The sequence below is a fragment of the Dendronalium phyllosphericum CENA369 genome (genome assembly GCF_016056275.1).
In the GTDB taxonomy this organism is placed as follows: Bacteria; Cyanobacteriota; Cyanobacteriia; order Cyanobacteriales; family Nostocaceae; genus Dendronalium; species Dendronalium phyllosphericum.
Map to the genome: position 1 here is coordinate 23,827 of NZ_JAECZA010000235.1, position 22,238 is coordinate 46,064.

Annotated in this window: 13 protein-coding genes and 1 pseudogene; 7 read left to right on the plus strand and 7 right to left on the minus strand. The window is 40.0% G+C overall.

Going from position 1 to position 22,238, the window contains the following annotated elements; translation table 11 throughout:
- Positions 1 to 196 precede the first annotated feature (196 nt).
- The 7 genes and pseudogenes from I8752_RS37650 to I8752_RS27440 all read left to right on the plus strand — a co-directional run.
- Positions 197 to 478: pseudogene (locus I8752_RS37650) on the plus strand (IS5/IS1182 family transposase); the annotation flags it as partial.
- Positions 479 to 1,009: 531 nt separating this feature from the next.
- Complete coding sequence (locus I8752_RS27415; RefSeq protein ID WP_214435383.1) at positions 1,010 to 2,143, plus strand: hypothetical protein; 1,134 nt, start codon at positions 1,010 to 1,012, stop codon at positions 2,141 to 2,143.
- Positions 2,144 to 2,287: 144 nt separating this feature from the next.
- Complete coding sequence (locus I8752_RS27420) at positions 2,288 to 2,482, plus strand: hypothetical protein (protein WP_214435384.1); 195 nt, start codon at positions 2,288 to 2,290, stop codon at positions 2,480 to 2,482.
- A gap of 1 nt (position 2,483) precedes the next feature.
- Complete coding sequence (locus I8752_RS27425; RefSeq protein WP_214435385.1) at positions 2,484 to 2,999, plus strand: phage tail protein; 516 nt, start codon at positions 2,484 to 2,486, stop codon at positions 2,997 to 2,999.
- Positions 3,000 to 3,020: 21 nt separating this feature from the next.
- Positions 3,021 to 3,431 carry a hypothetical protein gene (locus tag I8752_RS27430; protein WP_214435386.1) on the plus strand — a complete coding sequence of 137 codons (411 nt, stop codon included), beginning with the start codon at positions 3,021 to 3,023 and terminating at the stop codon, positions 3,429 to 3,431.
- Between the two features lie 33 nt (positions 3,432 to 3,464).
- Positions 3,465 to 3,965, plus strand: a complete 501-nt coding sequence (locus tag I8752_RS27435; RefSeq protein ID WP_214435387.1) for a CIS tube protein — start codon at positions 3,465 to 3,467, stop codon at positions 3,963 to 3,965.
- Between the two features lie 156 nt (positions 3,966 to 4,121).
- Positions 4,122 to 6,119 carry a VgrG-related protein gene (locus I8752_RS27440; protein WP_214435388.1) on the plus strand — a complete coding sequence of 666 codons (1,998 nt, stop codon included), beginning with the start codon at positions 4,122 to 4,124 and terminating at the stop codon, positions 6,117 to 6,119.
- A 520-nt stretch (positions 6,120 to 6,639) separates the two neighbouring features.
- Here I8752_RS27440 and I8752_RS27445 read toward each other — a convergent pair.
- The 7 genes from I8752_RS27445 to I8752_RS27475 all read right to left on the minus strand — a co-directional run bounded on the left by I8752_RS27445 (position 6,640) and on the right by I8752_RS27475 (position 22,089).
- Positions 6,640 to 9,453 (minus strand): CHAT domain-containing protein, encoded by a 2,814-nt coding sequence (locus tag I8752_RS27445; RefSeq protein WP_214435389.1) that lies wholly within the window; start codon positions 9,451 to 9,453, stop codon positions 6,640 to 6,642.
- 44 nt (positions 9,454 to 9,497) lie between these two features.
- A complete protein-coding gene (locus I8752_RS27450; RefSeq protein WP_225895946.1) occupies positions 9,498 to 13,250 on the minus strand; it encodes a two-partner secretion domain-containing protein in 3,753 nt (1,250 codons plus the stop codon).
- A gap of 111 nt (positions 13,251 to 13,361) precedes the next feature.
- A complete protein-coding gene (locus I8752_RS27455; RefSeq protein ID WP_214435391.1) occupies positions 13,362 to 14,180 on the minus strand; it encodes a DUF928 domain-containing protein in 819 nt (272 codons plus the stop codon).
- An 18-nt stretch (positions 14,181 to 14,198) separates the two neighbouring features.
- Entirely contained in the window at positions 14,199 to 16,526 is a 2,328-nt protein-coding gene (locus I8752_RS27460; protein WP_214435392.1) for a CHASE2 domain-containing protein, read from the minus strand.
- Between the two features lie 424 nt (positions 16,527 to 16,950).
- Positions 16,951 to 18,201 (minus strand): DUF1822 family protein, encoded by a 1,251-nt coding sequence (locus tag I8752_RS27465; RefSeq protein WP_214435393.1) that lies wholly within the window; start codon positions 18,199 to 18,201, stop codon positions 16,951 to 16,953.
- A gap of 23 nt (positions 18,202 to 18,224) precedes the next feature.
- The gene (locus tag I8752_RS27470; protein WP_214435394.1) at positions 18,225 to 19,868 is read right to left on the minus strand and encodes a sigma-70 family RNA polymerase sigma factor; all 1,644 of its coding nucleotides are present in this window, start codon (positions 19,866 to 19,868) and stop codon (positions 18,225 to 18,227) included.
- A 346-nt stretch (positions 19,869 to 20,214) separates the two neighbouring features.
- Complete coding sequence (locus tag I8752_RS27475; protein ID WP_214435395.1) at positions 20,215 to 22,089, minus strand: ATP-binding protein; 1,875 nt, start codon at positions 22,087 to 22,089, stop codon at positions 20,215 to 20,217.
- Positions 22,090 to 22,238: the final 149 nt, after the last annotated feature.

Below are 22,238 nucleotides of genomic sequence, written 5' to 3' on the forward strand. Positions count from 1 at the left end.
TTGGATTGTGCAGCTTTCAGGGAAAACACATCTAAATATTGACTAGCTATTTAACCTGAGTTCGGGTTAAGCTGTTTGAGATAAAAGCTAGTCCATCTGAAGGCTAGAGAGGCAGTCCAGTAAAAGTAGTTGACAAGATGCACAGTTTTTGCGGAGTGTAAAAAGAGGAGAACACGGTATCAGGAGTGCAGCTATCATGCGTCCGTTAGTTTGGAACCCTCCCGTAAAACTGTCAGCAAAAGAAGAAAAAGTCTCAAAACGTATACGCAAAGCGAAACTGTTTGTATTTTTAAGGCAGATACGTCACGTATTATTTGATGCAGAATTTCAAACAGAATTAGCAACGGTTTTTAAGGATAGTAGCGTTGGGTTAAGCCCAGTACCACCCGCACAATTAGCACTCTTCTATCATTCTACAAGCTTATACAGGGGTTTCAGATGACGAGCAATGGAAGCAATTGAAACGGATAGACGATATTTTCTATGGTGCTCATTTTATTTCTAAGTCAACCCATTAGTGATTAGACAGAAGTCTGATCTTTTCTGCTTTAAAGTTCTCTATATATAGAGTTATGTAGTCAATATCTAAGTAGTTGCTTAAAAGTATGGCTGCTTTTTGCGTTTTTTCCTCTGCTCCTATTTGAGATTATCTTCTTTTAGAGGTGATTTATAAAGTAAACCTTAAATTGTCGGGTGTGTTATGGCAACGCTTAACGCAGTGAGAAAAGGAGTGCCCTGCGGCTATTTTTGATTCTCTTAAACTCTCAAATCCTTGAACATCTGTAACACAACGCTAGTTGCTTTATGCCGTCCAAGATGGGAGTTGCTTCACCGCACTGGCTCCCCTACCTTAATATTTACTTTATAAATAGGCTCTCAAATTTGTGCTAAATGATTTTGCACTTTTATGAATGCAAAACCAACCAATATTTTCCAGACGACAAGTCTAGAAAATAAATGTTTATTGATGTCTTAACCTATACATTCAATGATTATGAGACAGTCCTTTATGCAGAATCCATCCAACGATCTTGACCCTTCAGAGCAAAAGTTACGGGAGGCACTCGAACAGATAGAAGTGAGCGATGCCTCCGGCGGGCTACGCCTACGCACATCGCCGCAGCCTGAATGGACTAGAATTCAATCAGTCAAAACTCCATCGGTCAGACCTTCGCAGATCGCAATAAACACCAACATCAACGCAGCACCATTCTCAGCACAAATTTCTGAAGATGTGACCATCGTGCAAGTCGCAAGTCCTCTTCCAAAACCAGAAACAGGAAATCACAAGACCATTCTGCAAAAATCACCGAACCCAAGCTCTCAAAACTCTTCTGCTTCGGTAGTATCGGTCAATCATGTATCTCTTTCGCCGCAAAAACCTGGAGTGGTAGAACAAATCGGCTCTTCATCCCAACCTACTCGAACCGTTGAACCAGTAGGCCTTAAGCCAAATCCCGTTGCTCAATTTTCCTTAGAGGATGATTCTAAAAATCTTAATGCTGCTGGGGTTGCTGTAGTTCAAAACCATAACAACACCATTGTCCAACACTCAGATGCGGTCATTCAAAATCTAATGAATCGCACTGTTATCCAATACTCGGACTCAGCCATTCATAATCCAGCAGAGCGAACGGCTCTTCAAGCGATACCGCCATTATCTACCAATCTGGAGCAAACGATTCTCCAATCGGGGATACGAAAATCTCCGCAGCCATCGACACTGACGACTGCGCCAAAAAATCGGGCGCATGTTCAACTATTTCACCCAAATATTTTTCGGGATATATTTCGGACATCAAGCTCATTTCCCTCGCGCTTTATAAGTACCACAGGGCAATTTTTTGATTCAATCTGGAGGAAGATTGATCTAAAGCAACTACAATCTCGTTTTCATCTAGGTAAGCAGCCATCTTCAAGCCGCATCAACAATTCTACTGATAACGTGATGGTTTTAGAAGAGCAGCCTAGCTCAGAGCAATATCAGAAAAAACTGCGAGAGTTGGATCTTTGTCGCCTTTCTTATGCCAAAGAGTTAGCTAGAAATGGTAAATTTCGCAATGCGATCGCTGTGGCAGAACAAATTTCTGAGACGAGCCACTTTTTTAAAGATGCCCAGATGCTGATTCAAAGTTGGAAGTAATTTTCCGGAACTGCCTTTTGGGATTTGAAATACGACATTTGTCTATTTTCATGCTTCATTACTCACCCTAATATGGCCTTATCCAAGGAAATACACACGTTATAGTGTAGCGGGTTAACGCCCATTTATAATTCGGTGATGTCTATGCCCCAAAACTCTAGTCAGACAAATTTAACTGACACAGATTTTGAGTATAACCGTCTGGCACAATCAGCTCAACTATATCTCAACAATCCGGTACTAATGCATCAATTATGCGATCGCGTTTACGAACGACTCTACGCAGATATCAAAATTCAAAGAGAGAGAATCGGTAACTCTAGTACAGGAAGACAATAAAATGCCTACACAACAATCTAATTCTCACGCTGAGAACTACGTCACAACCAACCGATTTTATATAGAAATAGGGAAAAATATAGTTGCTTCATTTTCGGAATGTTCGGGCATCAGTATTGAAGTAGAAAAAGAAGTCTATCACGAGGGTGGCGTAAACGAACAGCAAAGAATTAGTTTAGGACAAACTCGTTATTCAGATATCACACTCAAGCGGGGGACAACTGACGACAACACCTTTTCGCAGTGGTTAAGCGAATTATTTGAGCGAAAGACACAGCGACGCAACGTTACTATTCTGACATACAACCAAGCTGGAGAAATTATGAAGAGCTGGTGCTTGATTGGTGCCATTCCAGTAGGATGGAAACTCCCAAGTTTAGAGGCCGATGGCAATATGGTTGCAGTTGAAGAATTAACTTTAGCCTTTGAGGGTTTGAAAATTGGCAAGCAGTCTGCTGGTGGCGATGCAGTCTCTAGGGATGCGAAGGGATATTTTGCTGAAAGCACCTGGAAATGAACGTAAGTTGGAAGTTTAATCATGTATGAGTTTAAACGCCCTATCAAGCCCACGCTAACCCAAGACTTAACTCAGCAGGGAAGCGAGCTGCCACCGGGGACTTTTGCGCCTCAAAACCCCATACTTGAGGAAGTCCTAACTCCAGCCGTTAATAGTGTTGAGCAAGCAGCAGAAGATTTAGAATTGCTTGTGCAGATGATTTGCGATCGCATCAGTCCGCGTCTAAACATTGAAATGGAACGTAAAGGCTACCATCAAAGCCATCGCATCTTTTCGCACCAAACGATTGCAACCCATCAGACTTCCTCAGAATCCGAACAGTCAACAGATGTACTAGAACAGCTAACTCAAGAAATCGAGCAGCTTTTGCACCACCGTTTAATCCACGAGCGCGAACGACGGGGACGATTTGTAGGCTGTTTACCCTGGTAATTTTAATGCATTTAAAGGGTTGAGGAAAACGCAATGAAACTTGAAAAAGCAAAGCTGATAGTTCATAGTGACCCCAGCGGACAAGCTAAAGATATTGAGTTCATGTATAATCCGTCAGAACTTGATTTTACTCGGCGAATAATTTGGGATAGTGACGTAGGCGATCGGGGAACCACTTTATTGCCAAAGGTTAATTTTTCGGGCGTAGAACCCTATTCGTTTACATTAAAGAATTTGTTGTTTGATACTTATGAAAAAAAGACATCTGTTCTTAAGGAATATATTGACAATATTAAGAAAGGTGCAACAGCTCGTAGCAATACTCTTACTCGCCCGCCAGTCTATATCCTGACCTGGCACGATAGTTATTTTCACTGCGTGATGACGAGTTTAAACTATCGACTCACCCTGTTTTTGGCTGATGGCACCCCGGTTAAAGCGATCGTTAATATTGCGCTCGAAGAAGTCGATCCTGAAAATATAGCGGGAGGAAAGCCACCGACAACAGGAACCCTTAGTAAAAAATTTCCCTAAATTCTAAAACTTACTGAATATCTCAATCCAGAATCTATTCCACCTGTCAATATAATTCGTAAGTCGTAATTATTACCTGAGAAATTACGAATTAGCAATTATTTATCAAGAAAATAACCTCTAAATTTTTACCCAACAACACTGAGAATATTTCCAATGCCTACCAAGAATAGTCAAACTCTTTATTTACACAAGCCTATACTCAAACTGGGTGGAGCGAATGCACCACAAGAACTAATGAAGGACATTCTGGAAATTGTCGTCGATGAAAGCTTACATATGCCAAGTATGTTTGTCATCAAAGTCCATAATACCTATGTTTCTGCGATCGATAACAGCAAGCCTTGGAAACACGAAAAATACTTTAATATTGGCGATCGCATTACGATTGGATTTGAGGCTGGTACAACAGAAGATCCTGAATTTTTATTGTCTGAGATAGAACAGCGGTTAATTGAGGGCGAAATTACAGGTATTGAAGTCAAATTTTCCCATACATCTGAAGCGCATATTGTCGTGCGTGGCTATGACATTTCCCATCGACTGCATCGGGGTCGCTTCAACCGATCTTTCTTAAACTGTACAGATACCGATATTGTGCGACGTATTGCTCAAGAAGCAAGAATTAGAATTGGTCAATTGGATGCGAGTGGTGTTCCCCATGAGTATGTTTTTCAAGAGAATCAAACTAATATGGAGTTTCTGCGGGAGCGCACTGCCAGAATAGGATTTGAACTCTTTGTGCAGGACAACAAGATTAACTTTTGCAAGCCCAAAAGTGAAGCCTCTCTCAAGCTGAAGTGGCTCAAGGATATTAGGAGCTTCGATGTAAAAGTTACCAGTGCCGAACAAGTCAGTTCGGTCGAGGTTAATAGCTGGGATTATGGTAATAAAAAGTTAATCTCAGAAACCGCTTCAAAGGAACAGTTGGTCACGGTGACGGGAAATGGCGACGGAAGCAGCATCAGTCATAAGTTTAAAATGAAACAACCTCCTAAAATGATTGTGGTAGACCAACCTGTAGAGACTCCAAAAGAAGCAAAACAGATGGCTCAGGCGCTTTGTAATGAGCTAGGCGGAGAGTTTGTGACTGCTGATGCCAAAGCTTTGGGAAACCCTAAAATTCGACCGGGCAAAGTGGTTGCGCTGGAAAATATGGGAACTCGCTATAGCGGCAAATACTACGTAACAGGAACCTGTCACCGTTACATCCATAGGAATTACACAACTGATTTTACAGTTCGAGGGCTGAGAGAAGGGAGCTTACTTTCTACACTACCGCCTAAAACTCATCTGCAACCCGGTCAAACTCTCTTAGTAGGTCTGGTAACTAATAATAAAGATCCAAAAGGTTGGGGTCGCGTTAAAGTAAAATTCCCCACTTTGACAACACAGCATGACAGTCATTGGGCCAGAGTGGTGGGTTTAGGGGCAGCCAATACCAGAGGATTTTATTGCTTGCCAGAAATTAATGATGAAGTGCTTGTCGGTTTTGAGCATGGAGATATTCATCGACCCTATATAGTGGGGGGTGTCTGGAATGGCAAGGACAAAACGGTTGAAACGGTTGCTGATACCATTAAAAACCGCAAAGTAAGAGTACGCACCATTAAAACTCGTACAGGACATACGATTCAATTTGTCGAGGAAGATCATAAGAGATCCAAAGCAGGAATTTATATTAAAACTAAGGGCGGACATCGTATCGACATCAACGATAGTCAAAAATTTATAGAAATTAAAACTGCTGGTAGGCATAGCATCCGTATGGACGACAAACCCACGTCAAAAAAGATCGAAATTAAAACGTCAGGTAGAAATCAAGTGATTTTAAATGATACAAGATCTCTTGTTAGCGTTAGAACTAGAATGGGGCAACAGCTAACCTTTCTTGACACTGGAATGACGGTTATGCTTAGAACCACAGGGACGATTAATGTAAACGCTGGCCCCCTTATCAATGTCAATGCAGTGGGCGCAATTTCATTAAAAGGTGCATCAATTAATATGATGGCCCCTACAATCACTATGACAGGAACTGTGACAACAACAGGACCTTTTACAGTTGTTGGCCCTGCAACAATGGGGCCTGCTGTTACGATGACTGGGGCAGTCACTGCTAACGGTGCACCAGTCATGGTTGTACCAATCTAACTTATATCTTGCACCTGGAAATATGTATGTCAAAACTATAACTACGTATCAATACCTTCGCCAAAAAAAGAGTATGAAGAGAGAGGGCTGAATGTCACTAAGAAAAGATGAAACTTCGCTTTTGGCAGGGTGTAGTGGTTTAACACGATTGAATTTTAGTGCCTCAAACAAAACGACACTCCAATTTATTCCCTACACCCCACACCCCACACCCTACACCCGCTCATCCTTATAAATACTAGGTTTACCGTTAACAAGCGTGCCATTCGAGAGAGGGCTGGCGTAGTAGAATTATGCGGAATGTGGGTTTTATCGTTAGCTGAATCTCCTAAAACTTACGCAAAATATCTCTGGAACTTTCATGACTCTGCGTCGCGCCAGGTGCTACAACGGGGGGAACCCCCGCAACGCACTGGCTTCTCTGTGCCTCTGTGGTTCGATTTTTAGAACTGGTGCTTAAGTCCAGCAGCAAAATTTTCTTAACCCGAACTGAGGTGTAGGTAACCTCAGTGATAGTTACTTAAAGCCAATTCCCCACTAAAACATACGGGGCCCAATAAAATGGATGTCCTTTATCCTTCAAAACAAACTCTTGAGCGCGACGTAGGGCTTCTGCTTTACTTAGATTAACATCTTGGGTTAACTGTCGATAAAATTCACTCATCAGAACGGAGGTAGATTTATCGTCTACTTGCCACAGTGAAGCCAGAGTACTGCGTGCGCCGGAACGTACAGCGACACCAGCGAGTCCCAAAGCAGCACGCTTATCTCCAGTCGCTGTTTCACAAGCACTGAGGACAAGTAATTCAATTGAAGAAGGTACGCGATTGGAGCGTCCTACCACTTGTTCTCTAGTTTGCAGTATTTCACGCAACTGTTTAATTTTAATCTTGTCATTCCAAGTAAGAATATATGTATCATCAACTTCAGAACTGAATTTACCGTGAGTTGCTAGGTGAATTACAGGAAAGGAAACTGAACTGACTAGCTGCTTAATGTTGGTATCAGTAAAAGCTTGGTTGATGAGTTGTTTAGAAGGAACAATAGACTCTATTTGCTGCAATTCGGTGGCGACATTTGGTAGGGAACTAAAGCCGAGGCGAGATTCTGTTAATCCGGCGACTAATGCTTCAAATCGTCTTTGCTTTTGTTTGGGTGCTAGCAGTTGCAAACCGGGCGAGACGGCAACGCTGTATTTTTCAATCAAATACTGTTTGCCGTCGTAAAGTGCAGCCATTGGGATATTCCGCAATGAACCATCCATCACAAACACTAGATTTTTGATATGACTTTGCTCCAAGTCTGCAATGGCAGGTTTAATAATCCAGTTATATACTTCTTGGGAAAGCTCTTCGCGATCGCGAAATGTATACCGTTGTTCTAGTTTTTGTCGCAGTGCTTCTAAAATATTTTCTATTTCGACTTTGGGTTTGTAAGTCGTATAATGCCGTAATTCTTGAGAATGCGGTAATTTAACAATTATTTCGATGCGGTCTGTTAAGATAATTGAGTAAAAAACTGCTGTTCCTGGATTAGCAGTGTCTACCAGTTTGTCAATCTGCGTTGGCTGAATGGTAATACAAGTATCTCGGAAAAAGTTGTCTAATTCAGCCAATTGTAAAGCTTCAATCGCATTGCGAGCTTGCTTTAAGTTTTTCTGACTGACTTGTTTTGTTACCGCTTTGTCATTCGCGGTTCGGTCGGGTTGTAAAAGTAATCCTACCAATTGGCGATATACTGGTTCTACTTCATCTCGGAAGTCAAATTGAATGTCGGGATTAAGAGCTACCAAATCACCGCGTAAAGTCTGAAGAGTTTCCACTGCTGTGGTATAAGCTGCTACTGCTGTTTCTGAATCTCCTTGTACCAAAAGCAAGCGTCCGAGTTGCCATTCCCACTGATAGGCAATATCCGGTGCATTTATGAGTTGAGCAAGGTTTAAAGCTGATTCGGTATATTGCTGTGCCTTTGACAGTTGTTTTCTCAACTCATAAAACTGACCCAGATAACCTAGACTATAAGACTCGGCTCGTTGGTCTTTGAGGTCTTTGGCTTGTTGCACAGCAGTATTTAATAGCTTGACAATATCTTCGGGATTTAGGATTAGGGAATTGATAATTTCTTTTGTTGTCTGCTGATGCGCTTTTTCAAGACAAACCAAACTCTGGACAAAATTTATTTTGGCGTAGACTGCGGCTCGACTGGGGGGCCAATTGGAGAGTGCAGATTGAATTGATTCGAGTTCTTCGCTCGTCGGTTGTTGCCCAAGAAATTGCAATACGCTCAAGCGATTGAGTTGTGCTTGTACGGCAGTGATGGGTAAACTTGACTTATTAGCGATTTCCTGATAATAGTCAGACGCTTTTTTGAAGTAATTGGCATCCTCGGTTTGGGCGATCGCTTGTCCGCACCGCGACGGGAGAAAGTTATCCTCTTTAGTGCTTTCTTTAATGAAATTTCTCTTGCCCTTTGCGAATGCAGCATTGCCTAAACTAAGTAAAGTTGCACTTTCTTCTTGTGGCGATCGCAACTGTTGCGCAACTGTCAAACTTTGCTCCAGCATTTGCTGAGACTTTTCTATCTCTCCACTAGCTAGCAGCGAATTGCCAAAACTTCGCAATCCAGCAGCTTTTAAAACTGAGTTTGGCATGGAAAGGAGATTTTTTTCTACCTGCTCAAATATTTTCATCGTGCGGCGGTAAAGCCCCAAAGATTGGAGGGCTGTAGTCTGGTTAATTAAACTACCAATATTACCAGCAGTATCGCCAATTTCAGTATAAGTTTTAGCTGCCTTTTGCCATGCTTGCAAAGCATTTTCAGCTTGTCCTAGTGCTAATTGTAAATTGCCTTGAGTGTTGAGAACCAAGGCCAAAATGTGTTTTGCATTATTACTGCTTAACTTTGATGAATTTAATAAATTAAGACTAGTTGTAATTGCAACGCTTGCTTGGTTCCAATGGCCCAATTTTTGCTCAGTTAATGAAAGAAAATTGAAAGCCAAAGCTTGGTTCAGCAGATCATTTTGGGATTGATAAACCTGTGCAGCCTGCTGAAAACTTTGCGCCGCAGAGGCAAATTGTCCTGATTGGTATAAAGTTTTGCCTTTTTGCATTAGTTGTTCTATGCTTTCAGGGGTTTGAATACCGGACATAGAAGCATTACTCATTGGCTGACTTGAAAGGGTCGGAGTCTCAATAGCAAGGACAATAGAAGCTGCCGATAGCAGATGAACGCCAAAGCTGAAAATCAACCCCAGCAAAGCTAACAGGGTAATTCGCCACTTGTGAAATACACCTTTTTTTCTAGCTGTATTCAAAAAATTAGGTCTTGCCATTCCAAATCCCCCGAACAATCATCATTACCTGATACCGCGTGCCATTAATTGGCAATTTGCGGGTGACATGCCAATGATGAGTTTCCGACTTTGTGTGGTGTCGCTGTGGAAGGATAAGCAGTAAGTTTCACTTCCCCATTCTTACTAATTATCCACCCCTGCGCTTCCACAATTTCAGTAGGGCGTAAGGAATTATTCTCTCCCCCTTGCGAGGACTCTGAATTTCTCTTATCTCTTTCTCCCTCTCTTTTTGTTGGCAGGGCAGTGAGTCGCCAATCTTCCCATCCCGTATCAGTATTAAGCGTGTTGTTGGGAGAGGGAGGTAAGCCACCACGTCCGGTATAAATGAAACTACTGTTAGCAACTCTATCGCAAACATTATCGTCTAATAAACGAGCGACATCCACCACATCTGTTGTTAAAGAAACTAATCCTTTACTAGGATCTGTATCAAAGGTATTGATTTGTACATTTCCGCTCAAGTCAGGACTTGCTCCTGTTGCAGTAATGCTACTTGTTTGTGGTGATGATGTTGTTTGGGATTGAAAACCAAAGATGTCAGCTACATTAATCGTGACATTTCCACCACGAAAGTCTTCAGAATCAGCACGAATATTACTATTTTCATTTGCAACTGCAATCAGAAAGGCATTTTTGCCATCGATTTTGATATTACCACCAGTAATATTTTTTCCAAAAGCTTTAGTAGTGATTTCACTATTACGACGCATTATTAATAAATCTCTTGGATTTAGATTTATATTGCCTTGTCCTGCTACGGTGTCGGCTGAAATTTTGCCTCGGTTGTTAAGACCAATCAAATTAGCATTTACCGTTAAATTGCCTGCTGCTCCATTTCCCTGACTGCTGCTAGATAGTTCGGCACTATTGGTAATAAGAAGTGACTTAGTTGTGATATCAACATTACCTCCATTTCCCACAGCATTTTTTGTTACCTGACTCTCAATCGTACTTGGAAATCCATTGCTGCTCGTTCCATCAATAGATACTATATCTTGGGCAGTAATATTTATTTTTCCTGCATTTCCTATTCCGTCTGTGCCTGCGCGCAAGTTCGCACCATTTCGCAGAAAAAGTGAACCTGTATTAATGTTAATATCATTTGCCGCACCTGTTCCTAGAGGAAACACAAGACTGTAAGCGCCACTTCTGTTGTTGTTATTACCTACACCATCAAATAAAACGAAATCAGTCGCGTTGATATTGACCTTACCAGCATTTCCATTACCATTTGTACTAGTAGCCAAGCGTGCACCATCGGTAACTTTCAGCGACCTAGTAGTAATATTTATATCGCCTCCATTACTATTTGGTTGAATGGTCGCAACTTCGCTGTAAATGCCTCCTGGAAAATCTTGTTGGTTGACTCCACTTAAATTAACCCAATTAGCGGCGTTAATAGTTACACTGCCAGAATTTCCTTGTCCGAGAGTGCTTGTTGCCATAAAAGAACCATCACTCAGGGTCAAAGAATCCGCTTTAATATCTATATCACCTCCCCTACCATTGGCATTTAGTTGTACTCTACTATATGCTCCTCCCTCAGTGATAAAAGACACGTTATTTCGTGCTTCAATACTAATATTACCTCCGTCTCCTAATCCAAAAGTATCAGCGTCGAGCGAGGAACGACTGGCAACTGAGAGTGAACCTGTGGTGATGCTGATATTGCCTGCTTTACCCTTTATTTGGTTTCCTAACAGGCTGCTTATCAAACTTTCATCTGATAAAGAGACGGTATCGCGGGCATTAATGATGATATTACCTGCATTTCCGGCTTTGCTGTAGCTTTCTGCTGTTAATTTGGCTTGGTTAGTAAGCTGAAGCGAACCTGTAGAGATTTTTATTATTCCTCCATTGCCTAATCCTTCGCCATATCCTTCTAAACCTACGCTGCTAGCAGCATAACTTTTATCATCAAATAGAACAGAATTGGCAGCATCAATTATTACATTACCTGCGTTGCCTTCACCGAAAGTTCCTGCTGTTAAAAACGATCCATCAGTAACCGAAACAGACCTTGCTTGGATTAAAAGGTCATTTGCATTTCCTATACCACCATCTTGGACTGTAGTAAACGCTTTACTATTAGTTGCAAAGGATACATTATCGCGAGCTTGTATTTGCACGCTACCCGCATTTCCTTTTGCAAGGGTACTAGCACTCAGAAACGAATTATTGTTCAGTGCGAGCGAACCCGTATTGATTTTTATGATTCCGCCATTACCTTCTCCTTGTTGAACTTGGCCCAAGCCAAAGGAATTATTATAAAAGTCAACGGTATTACGAGCATCAATTGTTAAATTGCCAGCATCTCCCTGGCCTAAAGTACTAACCTTTAATTGAGAGTCATTACCAACTGACACAGAATCAGCTTGAATCTGCAAATCTCCACTTTTTCCTACACCTGTAGGTTCTAAAGTAGTCCAGCCAAAACCTCCATCTAGAAAAGAAACTTGTCCGCGAGCATTTATATTGATATTACCAGCATTACCTTGAGCCAAGGAACTAGTCTTTAATTGAGAGCCGCTACCAACTAATACAGAATCAGCTTGAATCTGCAAATCTCCACTTTTTCCTACACCTGTAGATTCTAAAGTAGTCAAGCTAAGACTTCCATCTAGAAAAGAAACTTGTCCGCGAGCATTTATATTGATATTGCCGGCATTACCTTGACTAAAGGAACGAGTGTAAATTCCAGATCCGCCCTTTAAGGACAATAAGCCAGTAGTAATATTAATATCACCAGCATTCCCGATCCCATTCTCTCTAACCTGATTTCTAATTTCGCTTTGCTCTTGTATCGTGATTGCTTCTGTAGCATCCAAAGTAATATTGCCTGCTTTTGCAGTTGCTGAACCCAAAGTTGCCTCGATACCAGCATTGAGCGAACTGTTTTTTAATAAATCTATGTTGCGTGCGTTGACTGCAATACTACCACCAGTTGCATAAGAAACATTAGCGATCGCTCCATTATTCAAAAATACATCGCTGCGTGACGATTCTGGTACTTGAGTACTAAAATTATTGCCATCTGTGACAAGGTTTATACTTCCTGGAGCTGCTAATCCTGCTAATTCGATTCGTCCACCATAAGCATTTAATTGTCCGTTATCCATCGTCACATTACCACCGATTAGTAATATGCTTTTACCATCGGGTACTCGCAAACCAAATGTTTCAAAACCTGCTAAATGCGGGCCAGCAGGTGCAACTGAGTTATTTTGAATTGCTCCTGTAGTGATTTGGTTGTATAAAAAAGCTGAAGGGTTAATCGTTAGTAACGATGAAGGTGCTTGTGGATTTGTAGCGCTGAAGTTGCCTAGATTACCAAATTGTAAAGCGTTGGCTGTTGTCGCAATAAAGGAACCGCGAATATCTAAGCTGCCTTTTGGGCCAAATACAATGCCATTCGGATTAATTAAAAACAGATTTGCATTTCCAAAAGGGTTTGTCTTAATTAAGCCGTCGATCTCAGAACGACTGCTACCTGTGACTCGACTAATAATATTTTGCACGCCTAAGGCATCATTAAACAAAGCTGTGCTGTTAGCAGGGACAGAGAATTCGGAAAAACTGTGAAAAAGATTGCTTCCGACTTGCGTTCCACCCTCAATAATTTTGGTATCGCCCTCTAATCTGACATTAGAATTATTTGGCAGAGTGTTATCCGGCGTTATTTGGGCAATAGCGCAATTAGCAGAGAATATTATTGCACTAGCGAACTGATAAGTTAGGAATTGTGCGATAAGCGAAGCGCAGTGCGGGTACGCCATTGCAATTTCTCGCCCTTGGAAGCGCAAATTCAATATATATTTTTCCAAAATTGCATCCCTCTAAAGAAGTAGAAAAAGCGATCGCAGATATCCAATGCTTGATGCCTTATGTTAGAGAGTACAACAAGGAGCGATCGCTTCAGTAGAAATATTTTCCAATCCCACAGACTCCAACAAATCTTTCCAATCGGTCGCCAAGCTTGCATCTTGGCGTTGGCGAGTACGAAGTTCTCCTAAAGTAGTTAGAGCATCTTGCCAAATACCTGCTTGAGCATAAAGGGCTACTCGTTGACGTGGGGTCGCTGTTTTTAGGCGACGCGTTAATTCATCATTTGGGACAATGCGTTGCACTAACCCTTCAACTGCTATATCTTCTGAATTGTTTTGCGGGTTACAATCAATCAAAAAGTACCAGTGATAATATTGTCCAATTTCCAGAGGTTTCTCAGTTTTCGGAACATTAACTCTAATCACTCCTGGCGTGTTAAATAAAGTAATTGGAATTGGTTCTTTGGTGAGAGAGTTATTTTTTTCATCCAGTATGACAAATTTCACCGAGTTGAGATTCTTGGGTAAATAGGGAACGTAAAACCAAAAAGTTGGATGTTCAGATGTGGTTAAGCCTAAAACATATTGTGTATTGTTTGTGCCTGTTGTTACTTGCTTTTGATTAGCAGTTGTTGACACCAAAGGTACTAAGGCTGTAAGAGGTTTGTTAGTAGCTGGGCAATCACCGCGAGTTCCTGCACCTCTTCTGTCTCTCGGTGCACCCCGATTTTCTGGTTGCCTTTCTAAGGTTGGCTGAAAAAACCATATTCTTGTAGTGTTTGATTGCTGAGATTGTGCTGCTAATTGCGTAATATTAACTAATAAAAAAGTTGCGCTCAATACTAATGCTTTTAGTGGTGAAAGAAAGTTGATTTTAGTCATAATTAAATTTTCAATTATTTATAATTGTTTTTTATGAATATTATCTTCATATTTTTTTACACTAATTCCAGCGATCGCTAATCCCAATGCAGAAGGAAACAATGGCATCCAACCTCCATATATTAAGAGAATAAAACAGCAACTGTAGAGGATGAGTAATTCAGCACAGATGAGAATAGCAAGTTTCAATAGCGACCGACTGTATACAGCTAATATTCCAGCTATCAAAGACGTAGCGCAGATCCACAGGATTTCACCCCATGCAGGTAAAACCCACAGCAGCGGTCGCTTGTCTAAAACAGCACTGAGAATTTGACTAACCATGTGTGCGTGAAGCAGTACCCCTGGAATTTCCTGGTTGGGAGTAGTTGCCATACTGTAGGGTGTAAGAAAATAGTCTTTAGCGCTTTGTGAGTCAACACCAATCAAAACAATCTTATCTTTTACCCAGTCGGGGTTAAATTGATTATTTAGGATTTGTGCGACACTGACTTGTTTGGCAACCTCCGGCGAAGAGCGATAATTGAGTAGGATTTGGTGTCCTCCGGCGTTAAATTGTTGATAACCACCCGTAGGGACATCTATAGGTTTAAAAACTACTTTGCCAAGCTGTAAGTAGCCGTCGTCAGTAATATGGAATTGGATGCCTTGTTTGGCTAGATATTGTCGTGCGAGTTGGAAGTTTAAGGAGTAGCGCGACTTGCAATTCGATTCCGGTTCTGGTGTCATAGATAGTAAATGACGACGGATTACCAAATCGCTATCAAATACAACATCACTAAAACCTATACGGCTAGATGGAATTTCTGGTGGTGGTGAAATCCCAACCGCTTGCTGTTTGCTACCACTAACTTGACAGATACCAATAAAGTTGTTGTTTGTTCGCAAACGAATTGCTAAATCTGGATGTTGAGAATCTACCGGAAAATCTCGATAAATATCCAAACCAATAACTCTTGGTTTGTAAAGTGACAGTTTTTGCAATAGTTCTTGTAGCGTACTATCTGATAGTGATGATTTTTGTCTTTGTTGTTGAGCTTGAATATCTGCTTCGGTGACAGTAATTACCAAAAGACGTTTATCTGCACCTTCGTCAGGTCGCATCCGCATCATGGAGTCGAACGCTGATAGTTCCCATTGTTGCATGAAGCCGAGCGATCGCACTCCCGTAATTAAGCCAGTAATCAAGATACTCACTAAAAATGTGATTTTCAGATTCTGTACTGTCAATTTCGGGATGGGAATTGTGTTAGTTTGACCGCATAATTCTTGCCAAGTTAGAGTCTCTTCCGCTATATTTTGACAAATTACAGGTAGCCAAGAAGCACCAGGAAATTCCTCTTCCAACCCCTGTAATCTCGAACGTGCATAACGTACTGCTAAATAGAAAGATTGACCTTCAGAAAAAGCCTTCAAGAAATGTTTGACAAACTCTTGTGCTACCAAATCGGGTATTTCTTCCCGCATGACAATAATTTGGGGTATTTGCAAATCAGCTAACTGTCTCGCTAATCCCAAACCATCACAAGAATTGAAAATAGCTATTTTTAACCCGCGTGAAATTGCGTAACTCAATGCATTTTTTAATTCGTTTATTGTTAAACTACTAGTTTTATTTATATGTATATGACCGCGATCGTCTTGGCTATGACTGTGTCCCGCAAAAAACAGTATATCCCAGCCTTGTTTGTCCCAAAGCCACTTATCTAATTCCTGGCGTGAAGGTTCTACTAAAAATACTGTTGATGCATTTGGTAATTGTTCTAGAATATTTCTATCTTGCTGAATATCTATTCCTTGACTGTTACCCAAAATTGCCAGGATTCTCACTTTATTTTTTTTCTGTTTGGGTAATGGTATGACTCGCTCATATTTGGGAGTACTGACAGCAACCTCGCATAGTTGGTAATGCTCAACAAAATTCCACAAATGCCAAGGTAGCCGTCTTAGGAGGCGATCGCTTGCTTCAATAATGACTTGAAATTCTTCATCTAAAGCCAATTTTTCTCTTAATTTTTGGTCTATTGGTCGAAATAAATCAGAGTTTAGCCAATAATTAATTGCTTTATATAACTGTTCTTGAACGTCACTAAATTCTACTTCACTAACGTTAGTTAACCCAGTCGATTCTATTTCGATTCCTGAACGAATCGCAAATCGTTTATAAATTGCTTGATATATTATTTGAAAGCGTTTATAGAGTTCGGCAATTTCTGGTGCAGGAGGTAAACTACCTGTAAATTTTATCGGACGAGAGTTGTTAGTTTCCCACAATTGTGCCGTTACAGGGGAAAAGCCATCGTTGAAGTTACCTTTTTCTAAGTTGATAACAATTAACTTACTCATCTTTAATTATTAAGATAGCTATGATTTATAGTCAGAATGTACACCTTTTTAATACATATTATAAGTGATTATCTGTTACCTTATAGATATCGTGTCTGATTAAAGACTTATTCTTAACATTGTAGGAACAAAGGTGCAGAGGGGAAGGTTTTCAAGTTTTCTGCATAGATTCGGAAATTATAACTAATTAGCCAAACTCGCTCTAAAATTAATAATTAGCTAATATCAAGTCTGCTGAAATACTTATAATGTTTTTAGATTAGATTGAAGAACAAAAACTCTACCAAAGTTTAAAGTTCAAGTTGGTTTTACAAGGTTCAACCCAACCTGTATTAATAAATTTTATCAGCGATGTCTGACGACAAACTGCTAGCCTACAGCAACGCCAAAGGCGAACGCATCTACACCCAAACTCGATCTAATTTCAAATTGAAAAATTTTCGGTCATCCTGAAATTATCAAGAGTCAGTTGGATAGAAAAACTGGTTCCGCTTAAACCTTTAAAACGGTTAAGTTGAATGTAGCAGTCTAGACTTCTTGATTGAATTTGTTGGAGAATGTTTCCCGATTCTAAAAGCATAACTTTGAGATTTGGTGGCAAATATTTCTTATTACCAGTAGGATGAATTTGTACGATAATAGCAGTTTTTTCGTCTTCTTCCTGCGAGAGAGCAAGCATCAGTGCTAAAGATTGTCCTCCTAATTCTACCCCCAAATCAATTAGCTTGACTCCACTTACACCTGTTTTCTTGGTTGCAGAAAAACTTCTGAACTCAAATGCTAAATTTCCTAACTGTGAATTTAAAACTTCATCAATAGGCTGCCAACCTGCTGCAAAAAGATTCTGAAACCATTGATTCAGCTTCACCTGAATTAATGAAGAGTCTATGCTTGGTGACAAGTATTTCTCAGCAATGGATACAGTATTTTTTTCTTTACCTAAACGTTGATTATACAGTTGTTGTCGCCACTGTTCGTTGGAAATTAATGCTGCCCACTGAGCAAATGGTATATCCAAACGTACCCTGGGAGAATAAATAGAAGCATCACTCAATGTCTGCAACAAATTTTGAACTGCTGCTGCTGACAAAGTTGCTTCAGGTGGAACTTCTTCTCGCCAACGCAATCCTAGTGTAGCAAAAAGTACGGTGAAGTTTTCAGTTAACTCTTCGATCGGTAAACAATAAGTGCGATCGCTTGCATTATATTTGCCTTGGTTTTTCAATTGACGATGGGTAGCAAATCCGCATACTCGTATCCAAGAATCATCGTCATCCAAATTTACCTGGACTGGTATATAATAGTCAGCCGCCCAACTATTAATATCTACCCATTCTTGCGGTACGCACAATTCTTCTATATCTATTGTTTCAGTTGGTACTAATACTATCTTGGTTTCACCCACCTTAATTGCTGTGCCATTTACGATCTCTAAGATACTAGGTAAATTTTCTTCACTAGGAAATACCTCTGCACGTAAGGTGTATTCTTGTAGCGATTCACTAAACCAAGTAAGTAAGGTATTCAAGCAGATGCGATTGAGATAAGCATTGTAAATTGCGATCGCATTTGAGTGATGTTGGGAAAGCTGCCACACTTTTTCTTGTTCAGCTGTCTCTATCTGCAACCAAATATGCTTAGTGTCGATATTTATGAAATCTGATAAACTTAGCATAATATTCACTCTCCCTAATACAGCTAATACGACTGATTCTGAATATACATTTCCACTAAGGAAATTTTTTCTTCTTGGTTTAATTCTTTATTTGGCGATTGAGCTTCCTTTTTCAATACTAATTTGATGAGAGATTTGTAGTAATTACCTAACCATTTTTCTAAATATTCTTTCATCCAAACGTTGATTTCTTGCATCAATTTGTCTTGGAGATGATTTCTTACTTTCGTAAGTCTTGTAGCTATTTCATTCAAGCTCATACCTAACTGAGAAGCAATTTTTATTTCATCTATTTGTTCGCCATAATAAAGTTGCAAAATTTCGCGTTCTTCGTTTGCTAATTTCTTGATGGCTGATACCAAAGCTGCTTGAATCAAATCTGAATGTACTGGTGCTTGATACTCACTTTCTAACCATCGTCTTACATACTGTTTAACCCATTGTTGGGGTTGGGAGATTTTTGCTATAGTCTCTAATAATTTGATTGTAGATTTAGTTAGATAACGAGAAATTGTACTTTGATTGATTCCTAATCTTTCTGCTAGCTGTTTTTGATTAAGTCCAAACCCATAATAGAGAAGTAAAACTTTGCGATCGCCCAGTTTCATGGATTGAAGTTGCTCAGATAAAAATGAATTAGCTTGATTCGCCAAAAATCCTTGTTCTGTTGTATCTTCAGTGCTTGATATCTTTTTCCATTCAATTTCCGGAACTTGTAATTCTGATTTAGCTTCAAATTCACCTAATTGGAAGGCATCAAGTGAAAATTTCGGTAGAATTGATATCGGGTAACTTTCTAAAGCTTTAATGCAAATCTCCATCCAATCTTGAATTTGTTTTGCAGTCACCTTAGTCGAGTTAGCAAATACCTCATGAGGCGCAGTTGGTAATACCTTTTCTGCGTTATAACATTGAGCAGATTTGGAAAAATCCTCTTCATCAGGGGCTATCCATTTTTTACCTGTAGTTCTGGTTGGATTTTTAATCTTGTTAATTAAATAGACTTGCTTAAAGTATTTTCTAGCAAAAATAATTAATGAAATTTCTGGTTCGGTGATTCCGAAGACTTTTAGTGCTTCTATGAGTTCTTTATCACTTTTTTTATATAATAATCTCCACCGCGAAAATCTACTAACTTCTGCTGAAGATTTAATATAATTTGTCAAAGTAGTAGTTATATATGTATCTAAATTCGCAGTATTAGAATTATATTTAACTAAAATTTCTTTCAATTTTAGGGGGTTGTAAACTAGCAATCTAGCAACAAATAGATATTCTTCCCAAGAATTGGCGTTACGCTCTTTACATAAGTCTTTAGCAGCCCAGTAGCATTTTTCTTCAAAGTAACTTGCTAAATGTTCATAAGCAAGTTGTGTTTTATTACTTGGTTCCCAATCTGCTATTAGCTGTGATTCATCAAATGCTACTCTTCGCCAAAAATTCGCAATGTCTATTCCTTTATCTTCGCGGCGAAATAAATTAGAAAAACAGTCATGTTTTTCTTTATATAATTTCACATTACGTTGCAGAGAAGGTTGATGTTTCCATTGCAACGTTAATTGATTGTTTTGGTTATTTAGTACAATATAGGTAGAAAATTTATCCAGATTATCCCTTCGCTTTGGTAGTACAGGAATACTATAAATTTTGGTAAAATTAAGCACCATAATTTTTTCTCCCTAATAGACAACAAAATGAGGCTTAGAATATACGTAAGTATTAAATACCCTGCCTTGTTTTGTATGATTTTAACTTTACTGAACTTATTGGGAGCAAAGCAAGCTAATTATGCAGATTGTAGGCATAAAAAAACTTGAGAGTAGAAATTGGTCAAAATGCTTATAAGTAGAACGGTGCAAATAAATCGAAGTATGTAACAAAAAGTAAAGTTGTCTAAAACCCTCTTTCCTTCTGCCTTCTGCCCTCTGCCTCCTGCCTTGTTATAACAACAATTTTTAACATCGACCTACTTACTTTTACCTTACTAGCATAGATACTTATTGGGACAAAATTTTAAATCCAGCCAGAAATTTCTACGCTCGTTAATGATTTCCCTAGTTTTTCGTACTCTGTTTGAGTTGCTCTTAAAATATGCTTCATTTGCACAGGCTCTTCTGCATCGGCGGCCATAAAGGCTGAGTTGAGGGCAATGATACGGATATTACCGCCAGGAGCGTTAAGTTGAGCCAGTCTTTCAAAGTTTAAGCCTTCGGTTGGCGTATCAGGTGGAAAAATCCGTTGCCAAATTTCAGCTCGATGGGCGGCATCCGGGAGAGAAAATTGAATCACGAACCGAAGTCGCCGCATGAATGCAGCATCTAAATTACTCTGTAAATTCGTCGTTAAAATAGCCATTCCTGGATAAGATTCCATTCGCTGAAGTAAATAACTGACTTCGAGATTGGCATTGCGATCTTTAGAATCTTTAACTTCACTCCGTTTACCAAAAATAGAGTCTGCCTCATCAAAAAGCAAAATCACACCCCCACTCTCAGCCGCATCAAAGATTTGCTGTAGATTTTTCTCGGTTTCGCCAATGTACTTACTGACAACAGCAGAAAGTTCAATTTTATAAAGATCGAGGTTCAATTCATTGGCAAGAACACCTGCTGCTAGAGTTTTTCCGGTTCCGCTAGGCCCAGAAAATAGGGCTGTAATACCCAGTCCGCGTCTATTTTTAGATGCAAATCCCCACTTTTCGTATACTTTGGCTTTCTGTCGGACATGAGCCGAAATTTCCTTGAGGATTCCCTTCTGAAGAGGCGGCAATACTAAATCTTCCCAAGACAATTTAGACTCAATTCGTTCTGCAAGCTCATCTAACCCAGGACGAGCTTGGATGCGGCAGCTTTGCCATAGAGCCTGTTTTAGGGAAGGAGGGGAGAGCATTGTCAACTGCCCGACAGCTGCCTCACAGGCTCGATGAATCATAGAAGTACTAAGTTGAAACTGAGACGTGAGTCCTTGCAAGTCTTCTAGCAGTTGATTTGAGTCTGGTATATATTTCCCTTGCCCATTGAGTCGAGTTTTAAGTTCGGCTACAGAGGTTTCCCAGGTAATTAACTGCTCCTGAGGTAGGGGTTTTGGAACATCAAAGCGAATCATCTGACGCTTTATGCCTTGAAGTGGAAAAAGTGTCGTAACGATCGCAAAACATTGTAGTTCTTCAAGTAGTTGATGCACACAAGCGAGTTGTAGCTTGTCGGAATAGTCGATATCCTCACAAATTAGAAGCAGCGCTCTACGCTCCAAAATACACTCTCTTTCCAGTCGGCGGATAAAAATCTCTAATTCACTGGGTTTGAGAGGGATACGATGGCAGTTCAAAAGACTTAGCTGTAGATTAAAATGCTGACAGACAGCTTGAGCAATGTCAGTTTTATCCTCCATTTCTGAACCGCATAGCTGAATCAGAGGCGGAAAATTCTGAAATGAATTCAATTCCCACAGAGCCTTTATACTATCTGCCAAGCGTTGATGAGAAGGAATCAGTTGTTGTGTATAGAATGGTAGCTCAGTAATTTCTGTCAATAACGGATCTATTGTTTTCACACCTATAAGATAATGAAGAATTCTCTCATCTATATGAAGAGATTTGTTGGTCAGGGTACTACCTGAGCCGAAGTTGAGTAGTTTCCAATAGCGAAGTGTTCCATCTGGTGCCAAAGCGCTCCAATGGGGGTTAGGCAGTGCGCTAAGAGCCAAAGCAAATGTTGGGTGATATTGACTATTATCCTTGTGAGCTTCAACACATAACTCTGAAAAACGCGAATCGATTTCAATAGCTGCACAAAATACTAATATAGAGCGCTCAAATTCTGAAAGCTCAAACCTTTGACAAAGTTGTTCTAAAGCTGGAGGCTGCGACATCACTGCTTCCAGCTTCATAAGCTCAGGTAGATATTGATTCGGGCTACTAAGCTTTATTTCCGAATTGTTTTCAAGCTGATTAATATAATTCTGAATAACTGTGTGAAGTTGATTAATGACTGCGATAAAATAATTTCGATTAGATTCATACCAATCTTCAGAATCAT